Genomic DNA, 22,111 nt, shown 5'->3' with positions numbered 1-22,111 from the left:
CCCGCGCCGCCGGACCTGCGTCGCTCAGCGCTCGCGCAGCATCTCGCGCAACGGCGCCACGCAGCGGCGGCTGACCTCCAGCGGCTGGGCGCCGTGGCGGAGGATGGCATGCACGTGGCCCTCGGGGTCGCGGCGCAGCTCGACCAGTTCGTGCCGGGCGACCAGGCAGTTGCGGTGGATGCGCAGGAAGCGGTCCCCGAACTCTTCCTCCAGCGACTTCAGCGACTCCTCGATCAAGTCCTCGCCACGGGCGTGGTGCACCACGACGTACTTCTCCTCGGCCTGCAGGTAGTGCACGTCCTCGATCGGGATCAGGCGCAGGCTGCCACGCAGGCGCGCGCAGAGGTGGGTGCGGCGCTTGCCGGGGCCGCCCTCGCCGCGCCCGCGTTCGAGGCCGGCGGTAAACGTGCGCACGCGCTCGAGCGCCGCTTCGAGGCGTTCGGGACGCACGGGCTTGACCAGGTAGTCGACCGCGGCCGCGTCGAAGGCCGACAGCGCGTGGGCGTCGTAGGCGGTGCAGAACACCACGGCCGGGCGTGGTTCGAAGGCGGCCAGGTGGCGCGCGGCCTCGAGGCCGTCGATGCCGGGCATCGCGATATCCAGCAGCACCAGGTCGGGCTCGTGCTCGGCGCAGGCCTGCAGCGCCGTGCGGCCGTCGCCGGCCTCGGCAACCACGTCGATATCGGCGTACGCGCCCAGCAGCGTGCGCAGGCGCTCGCGTGCCAACGGTTCGTCGTCGGCGATGACCACCTTCATGGCGTTCTCCTCCCCGTCGCCAGTGGCAGCTCCAGCTCGCAGGCATAGTAGCCCGCGTCCCAGCCGCAGGCCATGCGCGCCCGGGGACCGAAGGCGTAACCCAGGCGATGGGCGATGCTGCGCTGCGCATGTCCGGCACCGTGCACGCCGGGCGCATCGGATGGCAGCGACGGATTGCGCACCTTCAGCCGCAGGCGGTCGCCCAGGCGCAGCTGCTCGATGCCGAGGTAGCGCTCGGCCAGGCCGACCTCCTCGGCAAGCGTGGAGTCATCCTCGCCCGCGCCCAGCGCTGCGCGGAACAGGTCGGAAAGATCGAGCACCGCGCGCTCCGCGACGTCGGGGTCGCGTTTGAGCAGGGTGGCGATCATGTTCATGCTGTTGAACAGGAAGTGCGGGCGGATGCGCGCCTGCAATGCGTCGGCCTCGGCGCGCGCGTGCGCGGCAAGCTGCGCCTGCCAGCGGTCGATGACGTAGAAGTAGCGCAGCGCCAGCGCGGTGATCAGCGTGACCACGCCCGCCGAACCGGTGACGAAACGCATCGCCGTGGGCCAGCTGCCGGTCTCTCCCACGCTGGCGAACAGGGCGTGCACCACGGCCGCGACGGCCGCCGCGACCGCGGCCGCGAGCGCGACCGCCACCAGGGCCCCGGTCCGCCGCGGCAGCCGCGACAGCGCGCGGCGGGACACGCACAGCAGGACGGATACCGACAGCGCCAGCCACAGCGCGAAGCCGCTGGTGGACAACACGCGGGTGACATCCCAGTACCTGCCGGCGTCGGGCACGAGCACCACCACCACGACCACCAGCTGCGCGATGCCAAGCATCGCCGCAAGCCGCGGCAGCCGGCACAGGTCGGGCAGCCACGGCTCGTCGGCGCGCTGCTCGCCCATTGTCCTCAGCCCGCCGCGAACCGCTGCGAGAGCCAGTCGCCGAGGTCGCGGATTTCCTCGGCGCAAACCGAGTGCGGCATCGGGTAGGCATGCCAGTCCACCTGGAAGCCCAGATCGCGCAGCAGGGCCGCGCTCTGCTGCCCGGCCTGGAACGGCACCACCGGATCCTGGCTGCCGTGGCCCATGAACACCGGCTGCTTTTCGGCGCCGGCGACCAAGGCATCGCGCGCCTTGTTTGCGGAAGGCATGTACGTCGACAGCGCGACCAGCCCGGCCAGCGGCTCGGCGCTGCGCAGGCCTGCAGCCAGCGTGACCGCGCCGCCCTGCGAGAAACCCGCCAGCACCACGCGCGAGCGCGGCACGCCACGTTCGGCTTCACGAGCGATGAGCGCCTCGACCTGCGCCGTCGACTCCGCCACGCCGGCCTCGTCGGCGCGGGTGTCCAGGGCGATGTCGACGATGTCGTACCAGGCGCGCATCGGCACGCGGTTGTTGATCGTCACCGGGCGCACCGGTGCGTGCGGGAACACGAAGCGCAAGGCCGGCCAGTCGCGGCGCAGCAGATCGGGCACGATCGGCACGAAGTCGTTGCCGTCGGCGCCGAGGCCGTGCAGCCAGATGATGCTCCATGCCGGGTCCGGCCCGGTCTCGCGTTCGATGCACTCCAGCAACATGGCAACCCTCTATGGCCTGGCGCGCCATTATGCACAGGCGCGAACGCCGGGCCGGCCGCGTGGCCTATGGGGCGAGGCTGAAGCGCAGGGTGACCGTGGACGCCATGCGCCGACCGATCGGCTCGAACCGGTAGCCACCCACGGCCGCCAATGCCGAGCGGTCGAACACGCCGGGGGGATCGGCGCTGAGCACGCGCGCGTCCTCCACGCTGCCGTCGGGACGGATGGTGAAGGCCACCTGCACTGCACCCTCGATCCGGCGATTCAGCGCCAGTGACGGATAGCGCGGTGGTGGCTGATGCAGCGCCCGCGGAAGTGCGGCCGGCGGCGCGGTACTGGTGCGCTCCTGCGCGGGCGTCGACCGGGCCTGCGGCGGGGCCTTGGGCGGCTCGCGCGTTGACGCAGGCGGCGATGGGGACGCCGATGGCGGCTGCGGTTGCCCGGTCGTGGCGAGGACGGGCGGAGCAGGTAGTGTCGATGTGGCAGGCGATGCACCCGGCACCTCGGCCCGCTGCGTGGCGGCAGCCTGTCCCGCGATCGCCTGCGCGGCAGCGACCGCGCGCTCTGCCTGCGCCTGGGCCGCAGTGATCCCCGTGGCCAGGCGTTGAAGCGCGGGCGCTTCGGGGTCACTGGTCGCGATCAATCCGTGCAGCCGCTGCGCTTCGACGAGGTCGTTGCGTGCGATCGCCTGTTCGCATGCGATCAGGAGATAGGGCTGGAGCTCGACCACGGTGGCGACCACCGCCGCATCATCCGGATCCCGATTCCGGGCCTCGAGCCAGTACTCGATCGCACTGTCCCCGGCCGGCGCGTACAGACGGCCCTCGCGCAGCGCGTGGTCAGCGGCCTCGATCAGCTCCGCGTTCGAGCGGCGCGACAGGTCCACGGCTTCGGCGGGCTCGCTCGGCACCACGAACGACTCCCCGGTTTCCGCATCCTCGACCGAGGGCGCCTGCTGTCCGCACGCGCTGGTGACAAGGGCCGCGACGAGCGCCGCGCCCACGAGATGAAGCCTCATTCCTTAGCCCCCTGTGGCTGTGGGGCACACGATAGGAGGCTTCGATGACGATCCTGCTTCGGTGGCGGGTCAATCCTTCGTCTGCAGGCGCGCTGCGCGCAGCTCGACAGCACGCACCAGTACCGGCGGCGGCGCCAGCTCTTCGGGGGTGGCGAAGATGCGGCGCTGGCGCAGCCACTGCCCCGCGGCGCGCGACGCGCCCAGGGCGACGACCGGGATCGCCAGCACCAGGCCGAGCACCACCGGCGACATCCACGCGGCAAGCGCCGGCGACACCATCCAGGCGGCCACGCCGGCCACGATGCCGGCAAGCGTCAAACCGCCATACAGGCGCAGCAGTTCGCGCAATGGAAGCGTGCCATCGTCGCGCCGCTGCGACTCCCAGCCCGAGTCCTTGCCCGCGAGCACTTCCGCCACGCCGCGCGACTGCACCCACATCGTCACCGGCGCCATCAGCGCGGCGAGCACCGTTTCCAGCAGCACGCCGGCCGCGATGCGCAGCGGGCCGCCGCAGCCGCGGCGCATCGCCGGATCGACGACCGTGGCGAGGTAGCCCATCAGCTTCGGCGCCAGCAGCATCGTCATGGTGACGATGAAGACGCCGATGAAGCGTGCGCTGTCCTGCTCGCGCCAGTAGGCCGTGGGCGTGAAGCCCGCGAGCGAGAAATGGCCCCACGAGAACCCGGCATGCAACAGCGGGATCGCTACGCCTACCAGCATCAACATCGCCCACATGGGCGCGGTGAAGTAGTGGCCGATGCCAATCAGCAGGTGCCATCGGCTGACCCAGTGCAGGCCGCGTGCCGGCAACACCGCGCCGTGCTGCAAGTTGCCCTGGCACCAGCGGCGGTCGCGCACCAGCATGTCGGTCAGCGAGGGCGGCCCTTCCTCGTAGCTGCCGCCAAGACCGGGGATCATGTGCAGCGCCCAGCCGCCGCGGCGCATCAGTGCGGCTTCGACGAAATCATGGCTGAGCACCGTGCCGGCGAAGGGCTTCACGCCGCTGAGCTGCGGCAGCCCGGCGCACTCGGCAAACGCGCGGGTGCGGATCATCGCGTTGTGGCCCCAGTAGTTGCTCTCCGCGCCGTGCCACCAGGCCACGCCATAGGCGATCACGGGGCCGTACGCGCGGCCGGCGAACTGCTGCATGCGCGCGAACAGGGTGTTGCCGTTGACGATCACCGGCAGCGTCTGGATCAGCGCAACATCGTCGTGGCGCTCCATCGCCGCGGCCAGGCGCACGATCGTGCCGCCGTCCATCACGCTGTCGGCGTCGAGGATCAGGAACTGCGGCCAGGCGCCGCCCCAGCGCCGCACCCAGTCGGCGATGTTGCCGGCCTTGCGTTCGCTGTTGTCCTCGCGCAGGCGGTAGTGCACGCGCGCATCCGGGTCCAGGCGCTCGCGCAGCGCCATGAACGCGGCGGCCTCGGCGGCCTGGATGTCCGGCTTCCGGGTATCGCTGAGCACGAAGAAGTCGAAACGTCCGAGCTGCCCGGCAACCGCCAGCGACTCGTGCATCGCCTGCAGGCCTGCCATCAGGCGCTCCGGATCCTCGTTGTAGATCGGCATCAGCAGCGCGGTGCGCGTGGACAGCACGGGCAGCGGGCCCTGCGCACTCATGCCCATGCGCAAGGGGCGCCGCTGCAGCAGCAGCACGAAGCCCGCGATCGCGCCGACGAAGGCCTGCACGATCCAGGCGAACAGGGCCACGAACAGCACCAGCAACGTGCCTTCGAGCGGGTCGATCCCATCGCCGCGCAGCAGCCACCACATCTGGTAGGTGGCGACGAGGGTCAGCAGCGCCGCGCCACCGATCACCGCGAAGCGGCGCCAGGCCATGTTCGGCGGCGTGGTCGGGCGTGTCGGGTTGGCCACCTGGCCGTGGCCGAGCGCCTGCACGCGCATGTCCAGCGGTGAATCGGGTGGCAGCGGCGGCATCTGCGGGACGTCGCCGCCCGCGCGGGAGCTGTGATGCGCGCTCAAGGCGTCCATCTCGACAGCCAGGTTTCGGACACGCGCCCCTGGTCGCCCTCGAGCCAGAGGCGCATTTCGACCGCAGGCGCGTCGCCGGGCTCGAGCTCGAAGCCCACGCGCCAGCCGCCGCTCTGCGGATTGCGATAGACGACCGCATTGCGCAGCGCACCGACGTTGTCCGATGCGTGCACGCGCACGCTGCCTTCTCCTTCGGGCAGGGCGCCGCCCGCGAAGTCGACCAGGTACTGGCGGCCTTCAGTCCGGTCCAGCGCGCCACTGCGCGTGGCCACCACGCGTGCCAGCGACGGGTTCCAGCCGTGGCCCGCCGCCCAGTGCAGGCGGTAGCGCCAGCGGTGCTCGCGCCCCGCGGCCAGCGGCGCGCGCGGGCGCCAGAAGGCGACGATGTTGTCCGCGTACTCGCTGTCGGTCGGGATTTCGACCAGGTGGACCTCGCCTTCGCCCCAGGCATCCATCGGCTCGACCCAGCAGCCGGGGCGCCGCTCGTAGCCCGCCTCGAGATCCTGGTAGTCATCGAAACCGCGCTTGCGCTGCATCAGCCCGAAGCCGCGCGGGTCGCGGTCCTGGAAGCCGCTGTGCTCGACGACGCGCGGATTGCGCAGCGGGCGCCAGGCCTGCTCGCCGCTGCCGGCCAGCAGCGCGAGGCCGTCGGAATCGTGCACCGCTGGCCGCGGATCATCGATGCGCGCGCGGTCGTGGGCGTCGAACTCGTACATGCTGGTCAACGGCGCGATGCCGGCCGCCGCGAGTTCGACGCGCGGATACAGGCGCGCGTCGACCTCGAACACGGTCTCGTCGCCGGGCACGATGACGAAACGGTACGCACCGGCGACGCTGGGCGAATCCAGCAGCGCATGCACGACCAGCTGTGTCGCGCCTGGCGCGGGCGTCTCCAGCCAGAAGGCGCGGAATACCGGGAATTCCTCGGGACCCGGGTCGCCGCTGCCCAGCGCCAGGCCACGGGCCGACAGCCCGTAACCCAAGCCGCGCGCGACCGCGCGGAAGTAGCTGGCGCCGAGGAAGGCGGCGATCTCGTCCGGCGGCGTAGCTGCCCGTGCCTCGGCGCCACCCTGCAACCATCCATGCAGGCGGAAGCCGGCAAAGCCGAGGTCGCTGTCGTCCGGCGGTGCCGGTGCGCCGTGGTCGAAGCGGAACAGGGACGGCGAGTACGCGAACGGCTTGCTGCGCCCGTCCTCGACCACGTGCACGTCCACGCGCTCGCGGAACATGTAACCGCGGTGGAAGAACTGCGCCTCGAAGCCCCTGCCCTGCCCGTGCCACAGCGCCCGCTCGGGCCGGTAGCGGTAGTCCCGGTAGCGGTCATAGCCGATGTCGGCGAGGGCGGGGGGCAGTTCGCGTGTCGGCGCCCGGTACGCGCTTGCGGCAAGCGTCGCAGCCAGCGCCGGCACCGTGTCGTCGTCGAAGGGCACGTCGCGCTGCGTGGCGGTAGCGATGGATCGGCCGGGCAGCGCCGCAGCCACCGGCAGCGCCAGGCCCGCCAGCAGGAGTTCTCTTCGATGCAAGGTGTTCGCCGGGGAACAAGGGGATGGCGGCGGAATATAGCGCGCACCGGGGCGCGACTTTCACGTGCGGATAACGAATTGGCCGCCTCGAGTGACGCAGGCGCCACACCGAGCGTGCAATGCTCCGACCGCTGCGTGCCCAAGGATGCCGATGCCAAATACCACTCCTTTCGTCTGGGAGGCGACGATCGCGCTGATCATCGGTCTGCTGGCGTTCGACTACTTTTTCCACGTGCGCAAGGCGCACGCCCCCACCCTGCGCGAAGCCACGATCTGGTCCGCCCTGTACGTCGGCATCGCGCTGCTGTTCGGCGTCGCGGTGTGGAGCTGGGGCGGCGCCGACATGGGCGCGGAGTACTTCTCCGGCTACATCACCGAGAAGGCGCTGTCGATCGACAATGTCTTCGTGTTCCTGGTGATCATGTCGAGCTTCAAGGTCCCGCGCGAGGACCAGCAGAAGGTGCTGCTGTTCGGCATCACCTTCGCCCTGATCGCGCGCACGGTGTTCATCCTGCTGGGCGCGGCGCTGATCGAGCGCTTCTCATGGGTGTTCTACCTGTTCGGCCTGGTGCTCCTGGCGACCGCCGGCAACCTGCTTGCGCCCGACGACCACGACGAGGACCGGCCCAACATCGTGGTACGCATGGTGCGGCGGATGTTCCACTCCAGTCCCCATTACGACGGCGACAAGCTGTTCACCACCTACCAGGGACGGCGCGCGCTCACGCCGATGCTGCTGGTGATGCTGGCCATCGGCGGCACCGACATCCTGTTCGCCTTCGACTCGATCCCGGCGATCTTCGGCCTGACGCAGAACGTCTTCATCGTGTTCAGCGCCACTGCGTTCTCGCTGCTCGGCCTGCGCCAGCTGTACTTCCTGGTGGGCGGACTGCTCGAGCGCCTGGTCTACCTGTCGTTGGGCCTGGCGGCGATCCTCGCCTTCATCGGCGTGAAGCTGGTGCTGCACGCACTGCACGAGAACAACCTGCCCTTCATCAACGATGGCGCGCCGGTGCCCGTGATCGAGGTCGGGACCTGGGACTCGCTGGTGGTCATCGTTTCGGTGCTGGTGATCACCGTGCTGGCATCGCTGTGGAGCCCGAAGGGCAAGGCGAAGGTGGCGGTGTCGACCCTGCGCCTGCGCGTGGCCGACTATCTTTCGCTGCGCGAGGACGCGTTGCCGACGATGCGGCAGTCGGTGTTCCGGGACATCGCCGCGGCACAGGCGCGGGTGCAGGCGCTGGAGCCCCGCTTCAAGGCCATGGTCAAGCATCCGGATGCGCTGCAGCACGACCTGCGGCGCGCGTACGAAGCACACGCCGCGGCGGCCGGGACTACGACCGCTTCCAGCGACCTCGGCCTGCCGCCTACGCCGCCCGAAGACAGCGAGTGAAGCTCAGCCTTCGCCTGGACCCACGGCAAGCGACGCGCTGTCCGCACGCCAGCCGCCGCCAAGCACGCGATACAGCGTGACCCGGTTCGCCTGCTCCGCAAGGCGCGTGGCGACGAGTGCCTGCTGCGCCGCATAGAGCGTGCGCTGTGCATCAAGCTGGACCAGGTGGCTGTCGACGCCCGCCTTGTAGCGGGCGGTCGCGAGCGCTTCCGCGCGCGTGGCGGCGTCGACCAGGTCTTGCTGCGCGCGGACCTGCTTCGCCAGCGATTCGGCCTGCACCAGCGCGTCGGCCACGTCGCGGAAGCCGGACTGGATCGCACGCTCGTACTCGGCCAAAGCGATGTCGCGGTCGGCGGTGGCCATGCCCAGGCCGGCTTTCAGGCGGCCGCCCTGGAAAATCGGCAGGTTGATGCGCGGGATGAAGCTCCACACCCTCGTGCCGCTGTCGAACAGGCCCGAGAGTTCATCGCTGGCCGAACCGATGCTGCCGGTCAGGCTGATGGACGGAAAGAACGCCGCGCGCGCCGCGCCGATATTGGCGTTGGCGGCAAGCAGGCGGTGCTCGGCGGCGATCACGTCCGGGCGGCGCAGCAGCACCTGCGCATCCAGGCCCGCTGGAACAGCGGCGATGCCGGTGACCGGGACAACGCGGGCGTCGGCGGTCGGCAGCAGCGATGCGTCCAGCTGCGCGCCCGCCAGCAGGTTGAGGACGTTGCGGTCGCGCGCGACCTGGCCCTTCAGCCGTTCGACGTCGGTGCGTGCGGTCGCGACCTGGGTCCGCACCTGCTCGACCTGGAGCGCGGAGGTGGCGCCCAGTTCGTGGCGCTTCATGCTCAGGTCCAGCGTCTGCAGGTAGGTGCCGAGCGCCTGCTCCGACAGCTGCAGCTGCTCCTGGTCCGCGGCCAGCCCCAGCCAGGCGCCCGCGACTTCCGCCACCAGCGACAGTTGCGCGGCACGCTGCGCTTCCCCGGTCGCCAGGTACTGCTGCAGGGCCGCCTCGCTCAGGTTGCGAACACGGCCGAACAGGTCGAGTTCGAACGCCGCCAGGCCAACGCCCGCGGTGTAGGTCTCGCTGACCGGGATGTCACCGCCAACGCGCTCCATCATCGCCTCGGCGCCGAACGACGGCAGGCGGTCGGCGCGCTGGATGCGGTACTGCGCCCGCGCGCGCTCGACGTTGAGGATCGCCACGCGCAGGTCGCGGTTGTTGTCCAGCGCCAGCGCCACGACCTGCTCCAGTCGCGGATCGGCGAAGAAGTCGCGCCAGCCGATGTCGGCCATCGGCAACGCGGCTTCGGCACCGCTGGCTTCGGCACCGGCGGCATCCACGCCTGCCTGCGTCACTTCGGGCATCGGCCAGGCGGCCGGGATACCGGCCTGCGCCTCGGGCGTCGCGGGCACCAGGGTGGCGCAACCGCTGGCGACGAGGACCGCCGCCAGGGCCAGCGCGAGGCTCGCGTGCTTACTCATGTTCGATCACTCCTGCGGCCGCGGACTGTTCGCCGGCCTTGGCCTTGCCGCCGAACATCTTCTGGATCACCACGAAGAACAGCGGGATGAAGAACACGCCCAGCAGGGTGCCGACCGCCATGCCGCCGACAACGCCCGTACCGATCGCGCGCTGCGCGCCGGAGCCCGCGCCGGTGGCCAGGGCCAGCGGCAGCACGCCCAGGCCGAAGGCCAGCGAGGTCATGATGATCGGGCGCAGGCGGTCACGGACGGCCTGCATGGTCGCGGCGACCACCTCCATCCCGCTCTCTACGTTGGCCTTTGCGAACTCGACGATCAGGATGGCGTTCTTGCTGGTCAACCCGACAGTGGTGAGCATCGCCACCTGGAAGTAGACGTCACGCTGCATGCCCATGATCGTGTTGGCCAGCACCGCGCCAAGGATGCCGAGCGGGGCCACCAGCAGCACCGCCGTGGGCACCGTCCAGCTTTCGTACAGCGCGGCCAGGCACAGGAAGATGATCAGCAGCGACATCGCGTACAGCAGCGGGGTCTGGGAGCCGGATTCGCGCTCCTGGAAGGACACCGCCGTCCACTCGACGCCGAAGCCCGGTGGCAACTGCTGCGCCAGGCGTTCGATCTCGTCCATGGCCTCGCCCGAGGACACGCCCGGCGCGGCCTCGCCCTGGATCTCGACCGACGGCACGCCGTCGTAGCGCTCCAGCCGCGGCGAACCGTACTCCCAGTCCGAGCTGCCAAAGGCCGAGAACGGCACCATCTCGCCGGAGGCATTCTTCACCGACCACGCGTTGAAGTCTGCCGGCGTCATGCGGAACGGCGCATCGGCCTGGATGTAGACGCGCTTGACGCGGCCACGATCGATGAAGTCATCGATGTACTGGCCGCCCCAGGCCGGCGCCAGGGTGGCGTTGATCGCGTCCTGCGACAGGCCCAGTGCGCCCGCCTTGGCCACGTCCACGTCGATCCGCAGCTGGGGCGTGTCCTCCTGGCCATTGGGGCGCACGTTGGCCAGCATCCCGCTCTGCCCGGCCAGGCCGAGCAACTGGTTGCGGGCGGCGATCAGCGCGTCGTGGCCCTGGGCTCCGTTGTCCTGGAGATAGAACGAGTAGCCGGTGGCGATGCCCAGCTCGGGCATGGCCGGGGGCGCGAACACGAAGATCGCGGCATCCTTGACCTGGCTCATCGCCGCCATGCCGCGCCCGGCGACCGCGGAGGCGCTGAGCTCGGCGTTGGCGCGCTCGCTCCAGTCCTTGAGCTTGATGAAGGCGATGCCGGTGTTCTGGCCCATGCCCGCGAAGCTGAAGCCCTGCACCGCGAACACCGACTCGACCGCATCGGTCTCGTTCTCGAGGAAGTGCTGCTCGAGCTTCGCGATCGACTCCAGCGTGCGCTCCTGGGTGGCACCGACCGGCGTCTGGATCATCGCCATCAGCACGCCCTGGTCCTCGTCGGGCAGGAAGGCGGTGGGCAGGCGCACGAACATCAGGCCCATCAGCACCGCCAGCACCGCGAACACGGCCATGAACTTCCACGGGCGACCGAGGATGCCGCGCACGCCGTTCTGGTACTTGCCGCTGGTCTTCTCGAAGCTGCGGTTGAACCAGCGGAAGAACCGGGCGAAGAGCCCCTTGCCTTCGTCGTGCTGCGCGCCCTGCTCGACCGGCTTGAGCATGGTCGCGCAAAGCGCCGGGGTGAGCACGATGGCGATGAACACCGACAGCGCCATCGCCGACACGATCGTGACCGAGAACTGCTGGTAGATCACGCCTGACGAACCGGACATGAAGGCCATCGGCACGAACACCGCCGACAGCACCACGCCGATGCCCACCAGGGCGCCGGTGATCTGGTCCATGGACTTGCGCGTGGCCTCGACCGGCGACAGTCCTTCCTCGCTCATGATGCGTTCGACGTTCTCGACCACCACGATGGCGTCGTCGACCAGCAGGCCGATCGCCAGCACCATCGCGAACATGGTCAGCATGTTCACCGAGAAGCCGAGCGCGGCCAGCACGGCGAAGGTGCCCAGCAGCACAACCGGCACCGTGATCGTCACGATCAGGGTGGCGCGGAAGTTCTGCAGGAACAGGTACATCACCAGGACCACCAGCGCGATGGCCTCGACCAGGGTCACGATCACGCCCTTGATCGACACCTGCACGAAGGGCGTGGTGTCGAAGGGCACGACCGCCCTCAGGCCCGGCGGGAAATAGGTTTCGAGGTCGGCCATGGCCGCCTCGACGCCCGCGGCGGTGTCGAGCGCGTTCGCGCCCGTGGACAGCGAGATCGCGACGCCGGTGGCCTGGTTGCCGTTGTAGCGGGAGTCGAACTCGTAGATCTCGGTGCCCATTTCCACCCGCGCGATGTCGCCCAGGCGCAAGGCCGAGCCATCGGGGTTGGAGCGCACGATGATGTCCCTGAACTGCTCGGGCGTCTGCAGCCGGTCCTGGGCGTTGATGGTGGCGTTGAGCTGCTGGCCGTCGATCGCCGGCGCACCGCCGAGCGAGCCGATGGCGACCTGCGCGTTCTGCGAACGGATGGCCGCGGTCACTTCGGGAATGGCGAGTTCGTAGGTGTGCAGCTTGTTCGGGTCCAGCCAGATGCGCATGGCGTATTTGCCACCGAACACCTGGATGGTGCCGACGCCGGGCACGCGGCTGAGCGGGTCGACGATGTTGGCGCTGACGTAGTCGGAGATGTCGACCTTGTCCATGCTGCCGTCCTCGGACACGAAGCCGACCACCTGCAGGAAGCTCGACGTCGTCTTGCTGACGTTCACGCCCTGGCGCTGGACCTCCTGCGGCAGTAGCGGCATCGCCAGCTGCAGCTTGTTCTGCACCTGCACCTGGGCGATATCGGGATCGGTCCCGCTTTCGAACGTGACCGTGATCGTCGCCATGCCGTTGGACGACGACTGCGAGGAGAAGTACATCAGGCCGTCGAGGCCCTTCATGTTCTGCTCGATGATCTGAGTCACCGAGTCCTCGACCACCTTGGCCGACGCGCCGGGATAGGTGGCGCGGATTTCGACCGCGGGCGGGGCCACGGTGGGGTACATCGACACCGGCAGGCTGAAGATCGACAGCAGGCCGGCGAGCATGATGATGATCGCGATGACCCACGCGAAGATGGGTCGATCGATGAAGAAACGTGCCATCGGGGCTTACTCCTGGGCTGCCGGGGCGTCGGCAGCGTCTGCCGGATCGGCGGCACCGGATCCGGCCGCGGCCGCGTCAGGCTGGCGCGGGGTGTTCGCTTCCGCAGTGACCTCCACCTCGACTCCCGGAGCGATCTTCTGCAGCCCCTCGACCACCACGCGGTCGCCTGCGGCCAGGCCGGATTCAACCAGCCACTGGTTTCCGATGGTCTGGCTGACCACCACCGGGCGCAGTTCGACCACGCCCTCGGCGTTGACCACCATGGCCGACGTGTTGCCCTTGGCGTCGCGCGCCACGCCCTGCTGCGGCACCAGCAGCGCATCCTGGCGCACGCCGGCGCCGAGCATCGCGCGCACATACATGCCGGGCATCAGCACATAGTCGGGATTGGGTACTTCAACGCGCAGCGCGTAGCTGCCCGTGCTCGGGTCGACGGCCACTTCGGAGAACTTGAGGCTGCCCGGGTGCGCGTATTCGCCGCCACCCTCGAGCTGGATCTTCACCGGCATGCCTTCGGTGCTCTGCAGGCTGCCCTCGGCGAGTGCGCGTCGCAGGTCGAGCAGTTCGGTACTGGACTGGGTGAGGTCGACGTAGATCGGGTCGAGCTGCTGCACCGTCGCCAGCGCCGCAGGCTGGTTCGCGGTGACCAAGGCGCCCTGGGTGACGCTGGACCTGCCGATGCGGCCGCTGATCGGCGACGTGATGCGTGCGAAGCCAAGCGTCACGTTGGCGGCATCGAGCGCGGCGCGCGCGGCGCCAACGTCGGCCTCGGCCTGCGCGAGCGCGGCGACGGCATTGTCATTGTCCTGGCGGCTGACGGCGTCGATTTCCACCAGCTCGGCGCTGCGCCTGGCGGTGAGCCGCGCCGCCACCACGGTCGCCTCGGCGCGCTTGAGCTGCGCGCGCGCGCTGTTCGCGGCGGCGCGGTAGGTCGCGTCATCGATCTGGTAGAGCGGCTGGCCGGCTTCCACCGGGCTGCCCTCGGTGAACAGCCGCTTGGCCACGATGCCGCTGACCTGCGGCCGGACTTCGGCCACCAGCCAGGCGCTGGTGCGCCCGGGCAGCTCGCGGGTGATGGTCACGGGGCTGGCCTGCAGGGTGGCAACGGTGACCGCCGGCTTCGGCGGCTCGCCCCCCTCCTGCCCACCGCCACAGGCGGCGAGCGCGAGGGCGAGGACGGCAAGCAAGGGTCGGGCACGGCGGGGGGTCGTGGTCATGAAAGGCAGCCTTGGTGGTATCCAGAAAATGGAAAGCCCAGCCGCCGGGGTTCGAATGAACGGGGTCGGCGCTGGGCATCGGAAGCGAACCGGCGTAGTATACATACACGGATGTATGTTGGTCAAAGCAGATGGGGGACACCCCGTACGGGAGGCATTAATGGCGCGCAGGACCAAAGAGGACGCACAGGCGACCCGGGAAGGCATCCTCGACGCGGCCGAGGACTGCTTCCGCGAGAGCGGCCTGTACCGCACCAGCCTGGAGGCCATCGCGGTCCGCGCCGGGGTAACCCGCGGCGCCGTCTACTGGCACTTCAAGAACAAGGCCGAGGTGCTGGACGCGGTGATCAGCCGCGTCAGCGTGCCCTTCTTCCACGGCCTGGAACGCGTGTCGCGGCCTGACGGCACCACGCCGCTGCTTGACCTGCGCGAGATGCTGCGCCAGTCCTTCGCCGACCTCGTGCACAACCCGCGGGTGCGCAATGCCCTGGAGGTGATCGAGCTGCGCTGCGAGGTCCCGGCGGAAGACGACGCGATCAACGTGCTGCGCAAGGCAGGCATGCGCAATACCCATGCCCGGATCACCGCCGCGTTCCAGCGTGCCGAAGCGCTGGGCCAGCTGCGCGAGGACCTGACGGCCGAACACTGCGCGCGGAGCCTGCATTTCATCATCAGCGGCGCGTTGCGCATGCACCTGCTTGCCCCGGAGGAGGTCGATCTCGAGCGAGACGGACTGCCCGCGGTCGATCTTGCCCTGCACGCGATGGCCCGCGATCCGTCGTACCTCGACCCGCCCGCTTCCTGATCCCTCTGGATCGCGGACAGCACAGGGCCGCCGCACCTTGCGCTGCGGCGACCCTTGCGTGCGCCGGGCTTACTCGCCCTGCTTCGGCACCGAAGCCTCGGTGGTAATGCGCAGCTGCACTTCGTCGCTGACGTAGGGCGCATTCATGCCCAGGCCGAAGTCGGTGCGCTTGAGCGTGGCCACGGCATCGAAGCCGGCGGCAGGCTGGCTGGTCATCGGGTGGCTGTCGATCTTGTTGATCGTAGCGTCGAGCACCACCGCCTTGGTGATGTCCTTGATGGTGAGGTCGCCGGTGATCTTCAGCTTGCCCTCGCCCACGGCCTCCACGGCCGTGCTCTTGAAGGTCGCCTGCGGGAACTTCGCGGCGTCGAAGAAGTCGTCGCTGCGCAGGTGGTCGTCGAAGGCCGGCACGTGCGATGACAGGCCGGCCAGCGGCAGAATGACTTCGACGCTGGACGCGGCGACATTGTCGGCGTCATAGGTGATGGTGCCTTCGACCTGGCCGAAGTGCGCGATCGGGTTGGAGAAACCGAGGTGGTTCCACTGCGCGACGACATCGGTATGCGTCGGGTCGATGGTATAGGTGACCGGGGCGCAGAACGCGTAGGTCGACGCGGCGAGCAGGCTGACGGCAAGGGCGCCGCGGGAAAGAAGGTTGATCATGGGATGCTCCGATGGCTGCATGGATGGAATGGGTCGAACAGGCCGGCACGGTGATCCGTCGACCGGGGACGCACAGAATATCGTTCTGATTTCGATTTGAAACAGCAGAATTCAGAACGAATGATAACGTTTATGGAATGATCGGCTTGATTCCTGCATGCCGGCCTTGCTACTGAATCAATCGCGACTGTTCTGATTACAGAACAATGATGGCTATATTATCATGTTTATTCTGAAATCGAAGCCAATCAGACTGGGCTCCAACGCGGCGCTGCCGCCTGAAAAATGATGGAGCATCACCGATGATCACCCTGCGACCCGCAAACGAACGTGGCCACGCCCAGCACGGCTGGCTTGATTCCTGGCACAGCTTCTCGTTCGCAGATTACCGCGACCCGCGCCACGTGCACTGGGGCCCCCTGCGCGTGATCAACGAAGACCGGGTGGCGGCCGGCCAGGGCTTCGGCACCCACAGCCACAGCGACATGGAGATCATCAGCTACGTGCTCGATGGCAGCCTGGCGCACAAGGATTCGATGGGTAACGCCGCCAGCATCGTGCCCGGCGAGGTCCAGCGCATGAGCGCCGGCACCGGCGTCACCCATTCCGAGTACAACCACGAAGCCGACCGGACCACGCACTTCCTGCAGATCTGGATCATCCCCGACACCATGGGCATCGCGCCCGGCTACGAGCAGAAGACCTACCCCGACGCCGAAAAACGCGGCCGCCTGCGCCTGGTCGCCAGCCCCGACGGCAGCAACGGTTCCGTGCGCATGCAGCAGGATGTGCGCATGTATGCCGGACTGTTCGACGGCGACGAGGACGCGGCGCTGGACATCGCCGCCGGCCGTCTGGCCTATGTGCACGTGGCGCGCGGCACCGCGGTGGTCAACGGCATGAGCCTGTCGGCCGGCGACGCTCTGCTGTATGCCGACGAGCCACGCGTGGACATCGCGCGCGGCGATGGCGCCGAGATCCTCGTGTTCGACCTGCCACGCCTTCAATAAGACGGAGCTACACATGCAACTGCGCAATTCCGCCGACCGCTGGGGTCCGATCAGCCAGCTGCTGCACTGGGCCATCGTGGCGCTGATCGCCTGGATGGCCTGGCGCGGCCTGACCATGGTCGACATGCCGCCGACGCCGGCCAAGATCAACGCCTACGCGCTGCACAAGTCGGTGGGCCTGACCCTGCTGGCGCTGGTCGTGCTGCGCCTGGCCTGGCGCCTGTTCGCCGGCACGCCCAAGCCCGTGCCCGGCACGCCCACCTGGCAGGAACGCATCGCCTCGGTCACCCACTGGGCGCTGTACGCACTCCTGTTCGCGATCCCGCTCAGCGGCTGGGTGTTCAACTCGGCCTCGGGCTATCCGCTGCAGTGGTTCAAGCGGTTCAACCTGCCGGCGATCGCCGGGCGCAGCGAAGACCTGGCCGCCACCGCCATCCAGGTCCACGAGTACGGCTTCTGGCTGCTCCTGCTGCTGGTCGTGATGCACGCCGGCGCCGCCTTCTACCACCACCTCTTCCAGGGCGACGACACCCTGCGGCGCATGCTGCCCGCGCTGCGTCGCGCCCCTGCCGACCAGACACAGGAACACTGACATGACCTTCCGCAACCGCACGCGTTCCACGGCACTCGTCGCCGCCCTCGTGGCCGCCCTCGCCGCCGCCGCACCCGCCACCGCCGCCGATTACGTGCAGTCCTCGGGCGCGCTGAGCTTCGCCAGCGAATACCAGGGCCAGACCTTCGTCGGCCTGTTTCCGGACTTCAGCAGCACGCTGAGCTTCGACCCCGCCGCACCGCAGGACGCGAAGCTTGACGTCACCATCCCGCTGGCCAGCGCAAGCACGAAGAACGGCGACCGCGACAGCACCCTCAAGACCGCCGAATTCTTCGACATCGCGAAGTTCGCACAGGCGCGCTACACGGCCAACGGCTTCCGTAGCCTCGGCGACAACCGCTATGCCGCAGACGGCACCCTGGAACTGCGCGGAGTGAAGAAGCCGGTCACCCTCACCTTCACCTGGACCCCCGGCGACCTTCCCGTCCTGGCCGGCAATGGCACCGTGAAGCGCCTGGACTTCGGCGTCGGCGCCGGCGACTGGGGCGATCTTTCGATCATCCCCAACGATGTCGCAGTGTCGACCAAGGTGACCTTCCAGCCCGCCCCCTGAGCCGCACAAGCGCGCAGGCTCCTACCTCTCCCCTACAAAGGGCGCGCGCTTCCAACTACTCCCTGCTTGCCCCAACGCTGAAAGCGGAGGGTGCGTGGGGTACGCAGCCGGCATAAAGCCCACCACGTGGGCAGCCGGCGGAGTACCCCACGCACCCTCCGCCGCCGCAGCCATCGCCGCAGCCATCGCCGCAGCGCGCTCAATCAAACACATCAGGACATCGGCTCAGGCTCCCGCGCCTCCCCGATCTTCGGCGGCAACGGAATGAACTCGCCGTCATCCAGGTCCGGCAACTTCATGCGCCCCGCCTTCCAGTCCTCGCGCGCCTGCTCGATGCGTTCCTTCGACGACGACACGAAGTTCCAGTCGATGAAGCGCGGACCCACCGGCTCGCCGCCAAGCGCCATCACCACCGCATCGCTGATCGCCGTGACGGTCGCCGCCTTGCCGGGCGCCAGCACCGCCATCGCCCCGGACTCGACCCGCTGCCCGTCCACCTCGACTTCGCCGCGTGCGACGTACACCGCGCGCTCCGGGTATTCGGCCGGCAGCGACGCGCGCGCACCGGCGCGTAATTCCCAGAGCACGTAGAACTGCGGCGAGTCCGTCTTCACCGGTGACTGCACGCCCGCAAGCCGGCCCGCGATCAGGCGTCCCACGATGCCGTCGCCATCGAACACCGGCAGCGCTTCGCTGCCGTAATGCCAGAACCCCGGCGCCATTTCCTCGCGCTCGTCGGGCAGCGCCACCCAGGCCTGGATGCCGTCGATCGGACCGCCCTCGCGGCGCAGCCGTTCGAAGCGTTCCGAGTGCGTGATGCCACGGCCGGCGGTCATCCAGTTGACCTCGCCCGGCCGGATGCCCTGCTCGGAACCCACGCTGTCGCGGTGCATGATCTCGCCGTCGAACAGATAGGTGATCGTCGACAGGCCGATGTGCGGATGCGGGCGCACGTCGGCTTCCCGCGGCAGTCCCGGCGCAAGGTCCTTGGGACCCATGCGGTCGAAGAAGATGTAGGGGCCGACCATGCGCCGCTTCGCGTAGGGCAGCACGCGGCCCACCTCGAACGCGCCGAGGTCGCGGCGGCGCTGCTGGATGACGAGTTCGATCATGGGGCGGCTCCCGGTGGGTTCGGCGGCGCGATGATGCGGCACGTTCGCCGCATCATCGCACTACGCATCCGCAGCCGCCGGGCACCCCGCCCGGGCCGGGTCAGGCGGGTTCGGCAGCCGCCTGGTACACCGGGTAGTCGATGTAGCCGGCCGCGGAGCCACCATAGAAACTGGCGTTGTCGGCCTCGGCCAGCGGCCAGTCGTTGCGCAGGCGCTCGACCAGGTCCGGATTGGCGATGAACGGGCGACCGAAGGCGACCAGATCGGTGAGCCCGGCGGCCAGGTCTGCTTCGGCAAGTTCGCGCGTGTAGTTGCCCGCCAGGACGAGCGTTCCACCGGCATACGCCGCGCGGTAAGCCTTGAGGAAGTCCTCGCCGCCACCGGCCAGGATCGCATCGCGGTTGCTGAGGTGCACGTAGGCGAGATCACGCGTGGCCAGCTCGCGGGCCAGCGCAAGCCCCGTGTCCGCTTCGCCATCGAACGCCTGCATGTCGAACACGCGGTTGAACGGCGACAGGCGGATGCCCGTGCGATGGTTGCCCACGGCCGCGGCGACGGCGTCGACGGTCTCGAGCACGAAGCGCAGGCGATTGGCGATGTCGGCGCCGCCGTAACGGTCGTCGCGCACGTTCAGTCCGCCGTTGATGAACTGCTCGAACAGGTAGCCGTTGGCGCCGTGGATCTCGACGCCGTCGAAGCCCGCCTCGATCGCATTGCGCGCGGCGGCGACGAAGTCCGCGGTGATGCCCGCCAGTTCGTCCGCGGCCAGCGCGCGCGGCGTGCTGGTCGGTATCTGCCCGGGCGTGCCGTCCTCGCGATAACCGAAGGCCTGCACCCCTTCCGCGGCCTTCGCGACCGAGCTCACCGGTGCGCGCTCACCCGGCTGCACCGAGCAGTGCGCGACGCGACCCACGTGCCACAGCTGCGCGAAAATCGCGCCGCCGGCGTCGTGCACCGCGGAGGTGACCGCCTTCCAACCCTCCACCTGGGCCCTGGAATGCAGGCCCGGCGTGAACAGGTAGCCGCGCGCCTGCTCCGAAACCTGCGCGCCTTCGGTGACGATCAACCCGGCGCCCGCGCGCTGCGCGTAGTAGGTCGCGGTGAGCGCGTCGGGCACGGTGCTCGGCGCGCGAGAACGGGTCATGGGAGCCATGACGATGCGGTTGCGCAGCGCAAGGCCGCGCAGGTCATGACGGTCGAAAAGTGTGCTCATGCAGTGGGTCCGGTGTTCCAGTGACGTATGCGGTCAATCTACGTCGCAGGCCCCGCTGGCGGGAGTCCTGCAGTGGAACGATGGATCCCGGACACGCCGTGCCGCGGCGTCATTCAAGGCCGCGGCACGACGCTGCGTATCAGACGCGCGCGAACACCAGGCTGCCGTTGGTGCCACCGAAGCCGAAGCTGTTCGACATCACCGTGTCGAGCTTCGCCTCGCGGCTTTCGCGCACGACCGGGAAGCCCTCGGCGCGCGGGTCGAGCTGGTCGATGTGCGCCGATCCGGCGATGAAGCCGTCACGCATCATCAGCAGGCTGTAGATCGCCTCGTGCACGCTGGCCGCACCGAGCGAATGCCCCGTCAAGGCCTTGGTCGACGACAGCGGCGGCATCGCGTCGCCGAACGCCGCGCGCACCGCCTCGAGCTCGACGATGTCGCCCAGCGGGGTCGATGTGCCGTGGGTGTTCAGGTAGTCCACCGGCGCGTGCACGGATGCCAGTGCGTTCTTCATGCAGCGCACCGCGCCTTCGCCGCTGGGTGCGACCATGTCGGCGCCATCGGACGTCACGCCATAGCCGACCAACTCGGCATGGATGGTCGCGCCGCGCGCCTTCGCGTGCTCGTATTCCTCGAGCACGAGCATGCCGCCGCCGCCGGCGATGACGAAGCCGTCGCGGCCGGCGTCATAGGGACGCGAGGCTACCGCGGGCGTGTCGTTGAAGCCGGACGACAGCGCGCCCATGGCATCGAACATGACGCTCATCGCCCAGTGCTCTTCCTCGCCGCCGCCGGCAAAGACCACGTCCTGCGCGCCGTGCCGGATCAGGTCCGCGGCCGCGCCGATGCAGTGCGCCGAAGTCGCGCACGCGGCCGAGATCGAATAGCTCAGGCCGAGGATCCCGAATGCGGTGGCCAGCGTGGCCGAGACCGTCGAGCACATCGTGCGCGGCACCATGTACGGCCCGACCTTGCGCACGCCCTTGTCGCGCAGCAGGTCGGCGGTGGCGACCTGCCACTCCGCCGAGCCACCGCCGGAGCCGGCGATCACGCCCACGCGCGGGTCGCTGACCTTGTCGGGCGACAGGCCCGCGTGCGCGATCGCATCCCGCATCGCCACCCACGCATACGCGGCGGCATCGCCCATGAAGCGCTTGCGCTTGCGGTCGATCTCGGCCTCCAGGTCGATCACCGGCACGCCGGCAACCTGGCTGCGCAGGCCCAGCTCGGCGTACTTCGGCACCGCGGTGATGCCACTGCGACCCTCGCGCAGCGCGCGCGAGACGTCATCAAGTTTGTTTCCAAGGCACGAGACGATGCCCATGCCGGTCACGACTACGCGACGCATCAGTTGTCCTCCAGGTCCTTGAACAGGCCCACGCGCATGCTGCGCACGACGTAGATCTCACGGTCGTCGACGAACGTGCGGCCATCGGCGATCACCATCGGCACCTTGCCGCGCATCACCCGGCGGATGTCGATTTCGTAGCCCACGCGCTTCGCGCTCGGCAGTACCTGGCCGGAGAACTTGAGTTCACCGCAGCCCAATGCCCGGCCGCGGCCGGGTTCGCCCAGCCAAGGCAAGTAGAAGCCAGCGAGCTGGAACATCGCGTCAAGGCCGAGGCAACCCGGCATCACCGGGTCGGCCAGGAAGTGGCATTCGAAAAACCACAGGCCCGGATCGATGTCGAGCTCGGCCTGGATCACGCCCTTTCCGTAGGCCCCGCCATCACTGGAGATGTGGGTGATGCGGTCCATCATCAGCATCGGCGGGGCCGGCAGGCGGGCATTGCCCTCGCCGAACATTTCGCCGCGGCCACAGGCCAGCAGCTGCTCGCGATCGAGCGAAGAAGGACGGGTCATGAGGCTCCTGTTCACGGACGGCCGGAGGGCCGAAAAAGACCGTCATTTTTACCACACTGGCGGGCGGCGCATTGACGCAGGTCAACGTCCCGGAGCGCACTTCCCGGACGCGGACCAATGCGCTTGCGTATGGTGCGCCGGCCAGGTGAGGTGGCGATGACATACTCGTGGATTGCCATGACAGCGGG

Annotated in this window: 19 protein-coding genes; 5 read left to right on the top strand and 14 right to left on the bottom strand. The window is 69.1% G+C overall.

All coding sequences use genetic code 11. The features are described 5' to 3' along the window. Positions 1–24 precede the first annotated feature (24 nt). From ACW5E8_RS11200 to ACW5E8_RS11175, 6 genes are all read right to left on the bottom strand, one after another. The gene (locus ACW5E8_RS11200) at positions 25–756 is read right to left on the bottom strand and encodes a LytR/AlgR family response regulator transcription factor (RefSeq protein ID WP_456965601.1); all 732 of its coding nucleotides are present in this window, start codon (positions 754–756) and stop codon (positions 25–27) included. Continuing rightward, positions 753–1,646 (bottom strand): sensor histidine kinase, encoded by an 894-nt coding sequence (locus ACW5E8_RS11195; protein ID WP_456965600.1) that lies wholly within the window; start codon positions 1,644–1,646, stop codon positions 753–755. The genes ACW5E8_RS11200 and ACW5E8_RS11195 overlap by 4 nt, the downstream gene beginning before the upstream one ends. A 5-nt stretch (positions 1,647–1,651) precedes the next feature. Then, positions 1,652–2,320: an alpha/beta hydrolase gene (locus ACW5E8_RS11190; protein WP_456965599.1), complete on the bottom strand. Its 669-nt coding sequence runs from the start codon at positions 2,318–2,320 to the stop codon at positions 1,652–1,654. Between the two features lie 64 nt (positions 2,321–2,384). Then, positions 2,385–3,338, bottom strand: a complete 954-nt coding sequence (locus tag ACW5E8_RS11185; protein WP_456965598.1) for an energy transducer TonB — start codon at positions 3,336–3,338, stop codon at positions 2,385–2,387. A 69-nt stretch (positions 3,339–3,407) separates the two neighbouring features. Continuing rightward, positions 3,408–5,276, bottom strand: coding sequence for a glucans biosynthesis glucosyltransferase MdoH (gene mdoH, locus ACW5E8_RS11180; RefSeq protein ID WP_456965743.1), 1,869 nt, complete (start codon positions 5,274–5,276; stop codon positions 3,408–3,410). Between the two features lie 41 nt (positions 5,277–5,317). Further along, entirely contained in the window at positions 5,318–6,853 is a 1,536-nt protein-coding gene (locus tag ACW5E8_RS11175; protein WP_456965596.1) for a glucan biosynthesis protein, read from the bottom strand. A 151-nt stretch (positions 6,854–7,004) separates the two neighbouring features. On the opposite strand from ACW5E8_RS11175, the gene ACW5E8_RS11170 reads away from it, so the two are divergent. After that, positions 7,005–8,246: a TerC family protein gene (locus ACW5E8_RS11170; RefSeq protein ID WP_456965595.1), complete on the top strand. Its 1,242-nt coding sequence runs from the start codon at positions 7,005–7,007 to the stop codon at positions 8,244–8,246. Between the two features lie 3 nt (positions 8,247–8,249). Here the strand turns inward: ACW5E8_RS11170 and ACW5E8_RS11165 are convergent, their stop codons facing one another. Genes ACW5E8_RS11165 through ACW5E8_RS11155 form a run of 3 tightly spaced genes read right to left on the bottom strand, consistent with a single transcriptional unit; the run spans position 8,250 to position 14,091 of the window. Beyond that, positions 8,250–9,716, bottom strand: a complete 1,467-nt coding sequence (locus ACW5E8_RS11165) for an efflux transporter outer membrane subunit (protein ID WP_456965594.1) — start codon at positions 9,714–9,716, stop codon at positions 8,250–8,252. Beyond that, the gene (locus tag ACW5E8_RS11160; RefSeq protein ID WP_456965593.1) at positions 9,709–12,873 is read right to left on the bottom strand and encodes an efflux RND transporter permease subunit; all 3,165 of its coding nucleotides are present in this window, start codon (positions 12,871–12,873) and stop codon (positions 9,709–9,711) included. Before ACW5E8_RS11160 ends, ACW5E8_RS11165 begins: the two co-directional genes overlap by 8 nt. A gap of 6 nt (positions 12,874–12,879) precedes the next feature. Continuing rightward, positions 12,880–14,091, bottom strand: a complete 1,212-nt coding sequence (locus ACW5E8_RS11155) for an efflux RND transporter periplasmic adaptor subunit (RefSeq protein ID WP_456965592.1) — start codon at positions 14,089–14,091, stop codon at positions 12,880–12,882. Between the two features lie 160 nt (positions 14,092–14,251). Here ACW5E8_RS11155 and ACW5E8_RS11150 point away from each other — a divergent pair, with 160 nt between their 5' ends. Then, positions 14,252–14,896: a TetR family transcriptional regulator gene (locus ACW5E8_RS11150; RefSeq protein WP_456965591.1), complete on the top strand. Its 645-nt coding sequence runs from the start codon at positions 14,252–14,254 to the stop codon at positions 14,894–14,896. 69 nt (positions 14,897–14,965) lie between these two features. Here the strand turns inward: ACW5E8_RS11150 and ACW5E8_RS11145 are convergent, their stop codons facing one another. Further along, positions 14,966–15,559 carry a YceI family protein gene (locus tag ACW5E8_RS11145; protein WP_456965590.1) on the bottom strand — a complete coding sequence of 198 codons (594 nt, stop codon included), beginning with the start codon at positions 15,557–15,559 and terminating at the stop codon, positions 14,966–14,968. Positions 15,560–15,861: 302 nt separating this feature from the next. On the opposite strand from ACW5E8_RS11145, the gene ACW5E8_RS11140 reads away from it, so the two are divergent. From ACW5E8_RS11140 to ACW5E8_RS11130, 3 genes are read left to right on the top strand one after another with little or no spacing between them, the layout of a single operon-like run. Further along, positions 15,862–16,569: a pirin family protein gene (locus ACW5E8_RS11140; RefSeq protein WP_456965589.1), complete on the top strand. Its 708-nt coding sequence runs from the start codon at positions 15,862–15,864 to the stop codon at positions 16,567–16,569. A 13-nt stretch (positions 16,570–16,582) separates the two neighbouring features. Beyond that, on the top strand, positions 16,583–17,161 hold the full coding sequence (locus ACW5E8_RS11135) for a cytochrome b (protein WP_456965588.1): 579 nt from the start codon (positions 16,583–16,585) through the stop codon (positions 17,159–17,161). A 1-nt stretch (position 17,162) separates the two neighbouring features. Beyond that, positions 17,163–17,735 carry a YceI family protein gene (locus ACW5E8_RS11130; RefSeq protein ID WP_456965587.1) on the top strand — a complete coding sequence of 191 codons (573 nt, stop codon included), beginning with the start codon at positions 17,163–17,165 and terminating at the stop codon, positions 17,733–17,735. 212 nt (positions 17,736–17,947) lie between these two features. Here the strand turns inward: ACW5E8_RS11130 and ACW5E8_RS11125 are convergent, their stop codons facing one another. From ACW5E8_RS11125 to fabA, 4 genes are all read right to left on the bottom strand, one after another. Next, positions 17,948–18,847, bottom strand: a complete 900-nt coding sequence (locus ACW5E8_RS11125) for a pirin family protein (RefSeq protein ID WP_456965586.1) — start codon at positions 18,845–18,847, stop codon at positions 17,948–17,950. A gap of 100 nt (positions 18,848–18,947) precedes the next feature. Then, on the bottom strand, positions 18,948–20,060 hold the full coding sequence (locus tag ACW5E8_RS11120) for an alkene reductase (protein ID WP_456965585.1): 1,113 nt from the start codon (positions 20,058–20,060) through the stop codon (positions 18,948–18,950). A gap of 139 nt (positions 20,061–20,199) precedes the next feature. Next, positions 20,200–21,408 carry a beta-ketoacyl-ACP synthase I gene (gene fabB / locus ACW5E8_RS11115; RefSeq protein WP_456965584.1) on the bottom strand — a complete coding sequence of 403 codons (1,209 nt, stop codon included), beginning with the start codon at positions 21,406–21,408 and terminating at the stop codon, positions 20,200–20,202. Continuing rightward, the gene (gene fabA / locus ACW5E8_RS11110; protein ID WP_456965583.1) at positions 21,408–21,923 is read right to left on the bottom strand and encodes a bifunctional 3-hydroxydecanoyl-ACP dehydratase/trans-2-decenoyl-ACP isomerase; all 516 of its coding nucleotides are present in this window, start codon (positions 21,921–21,923) and stop codon (positions 21,408–21,410) included. The genes fabB and fabA overlap by 1 nt, the downstream gene beginning before the upstream one ends. Between the last annotated feature and the right edge of the window lie 188 nt (positions 21,924–22,111).

The organism is Luteimonas sp. A649 (assembly GCF_054072735.1).
The sequence above is the reverse complement of the archived record's forward strand: the minus strand, read 5'-3'. Positions and strand labels throughout refer to the sequence as shown.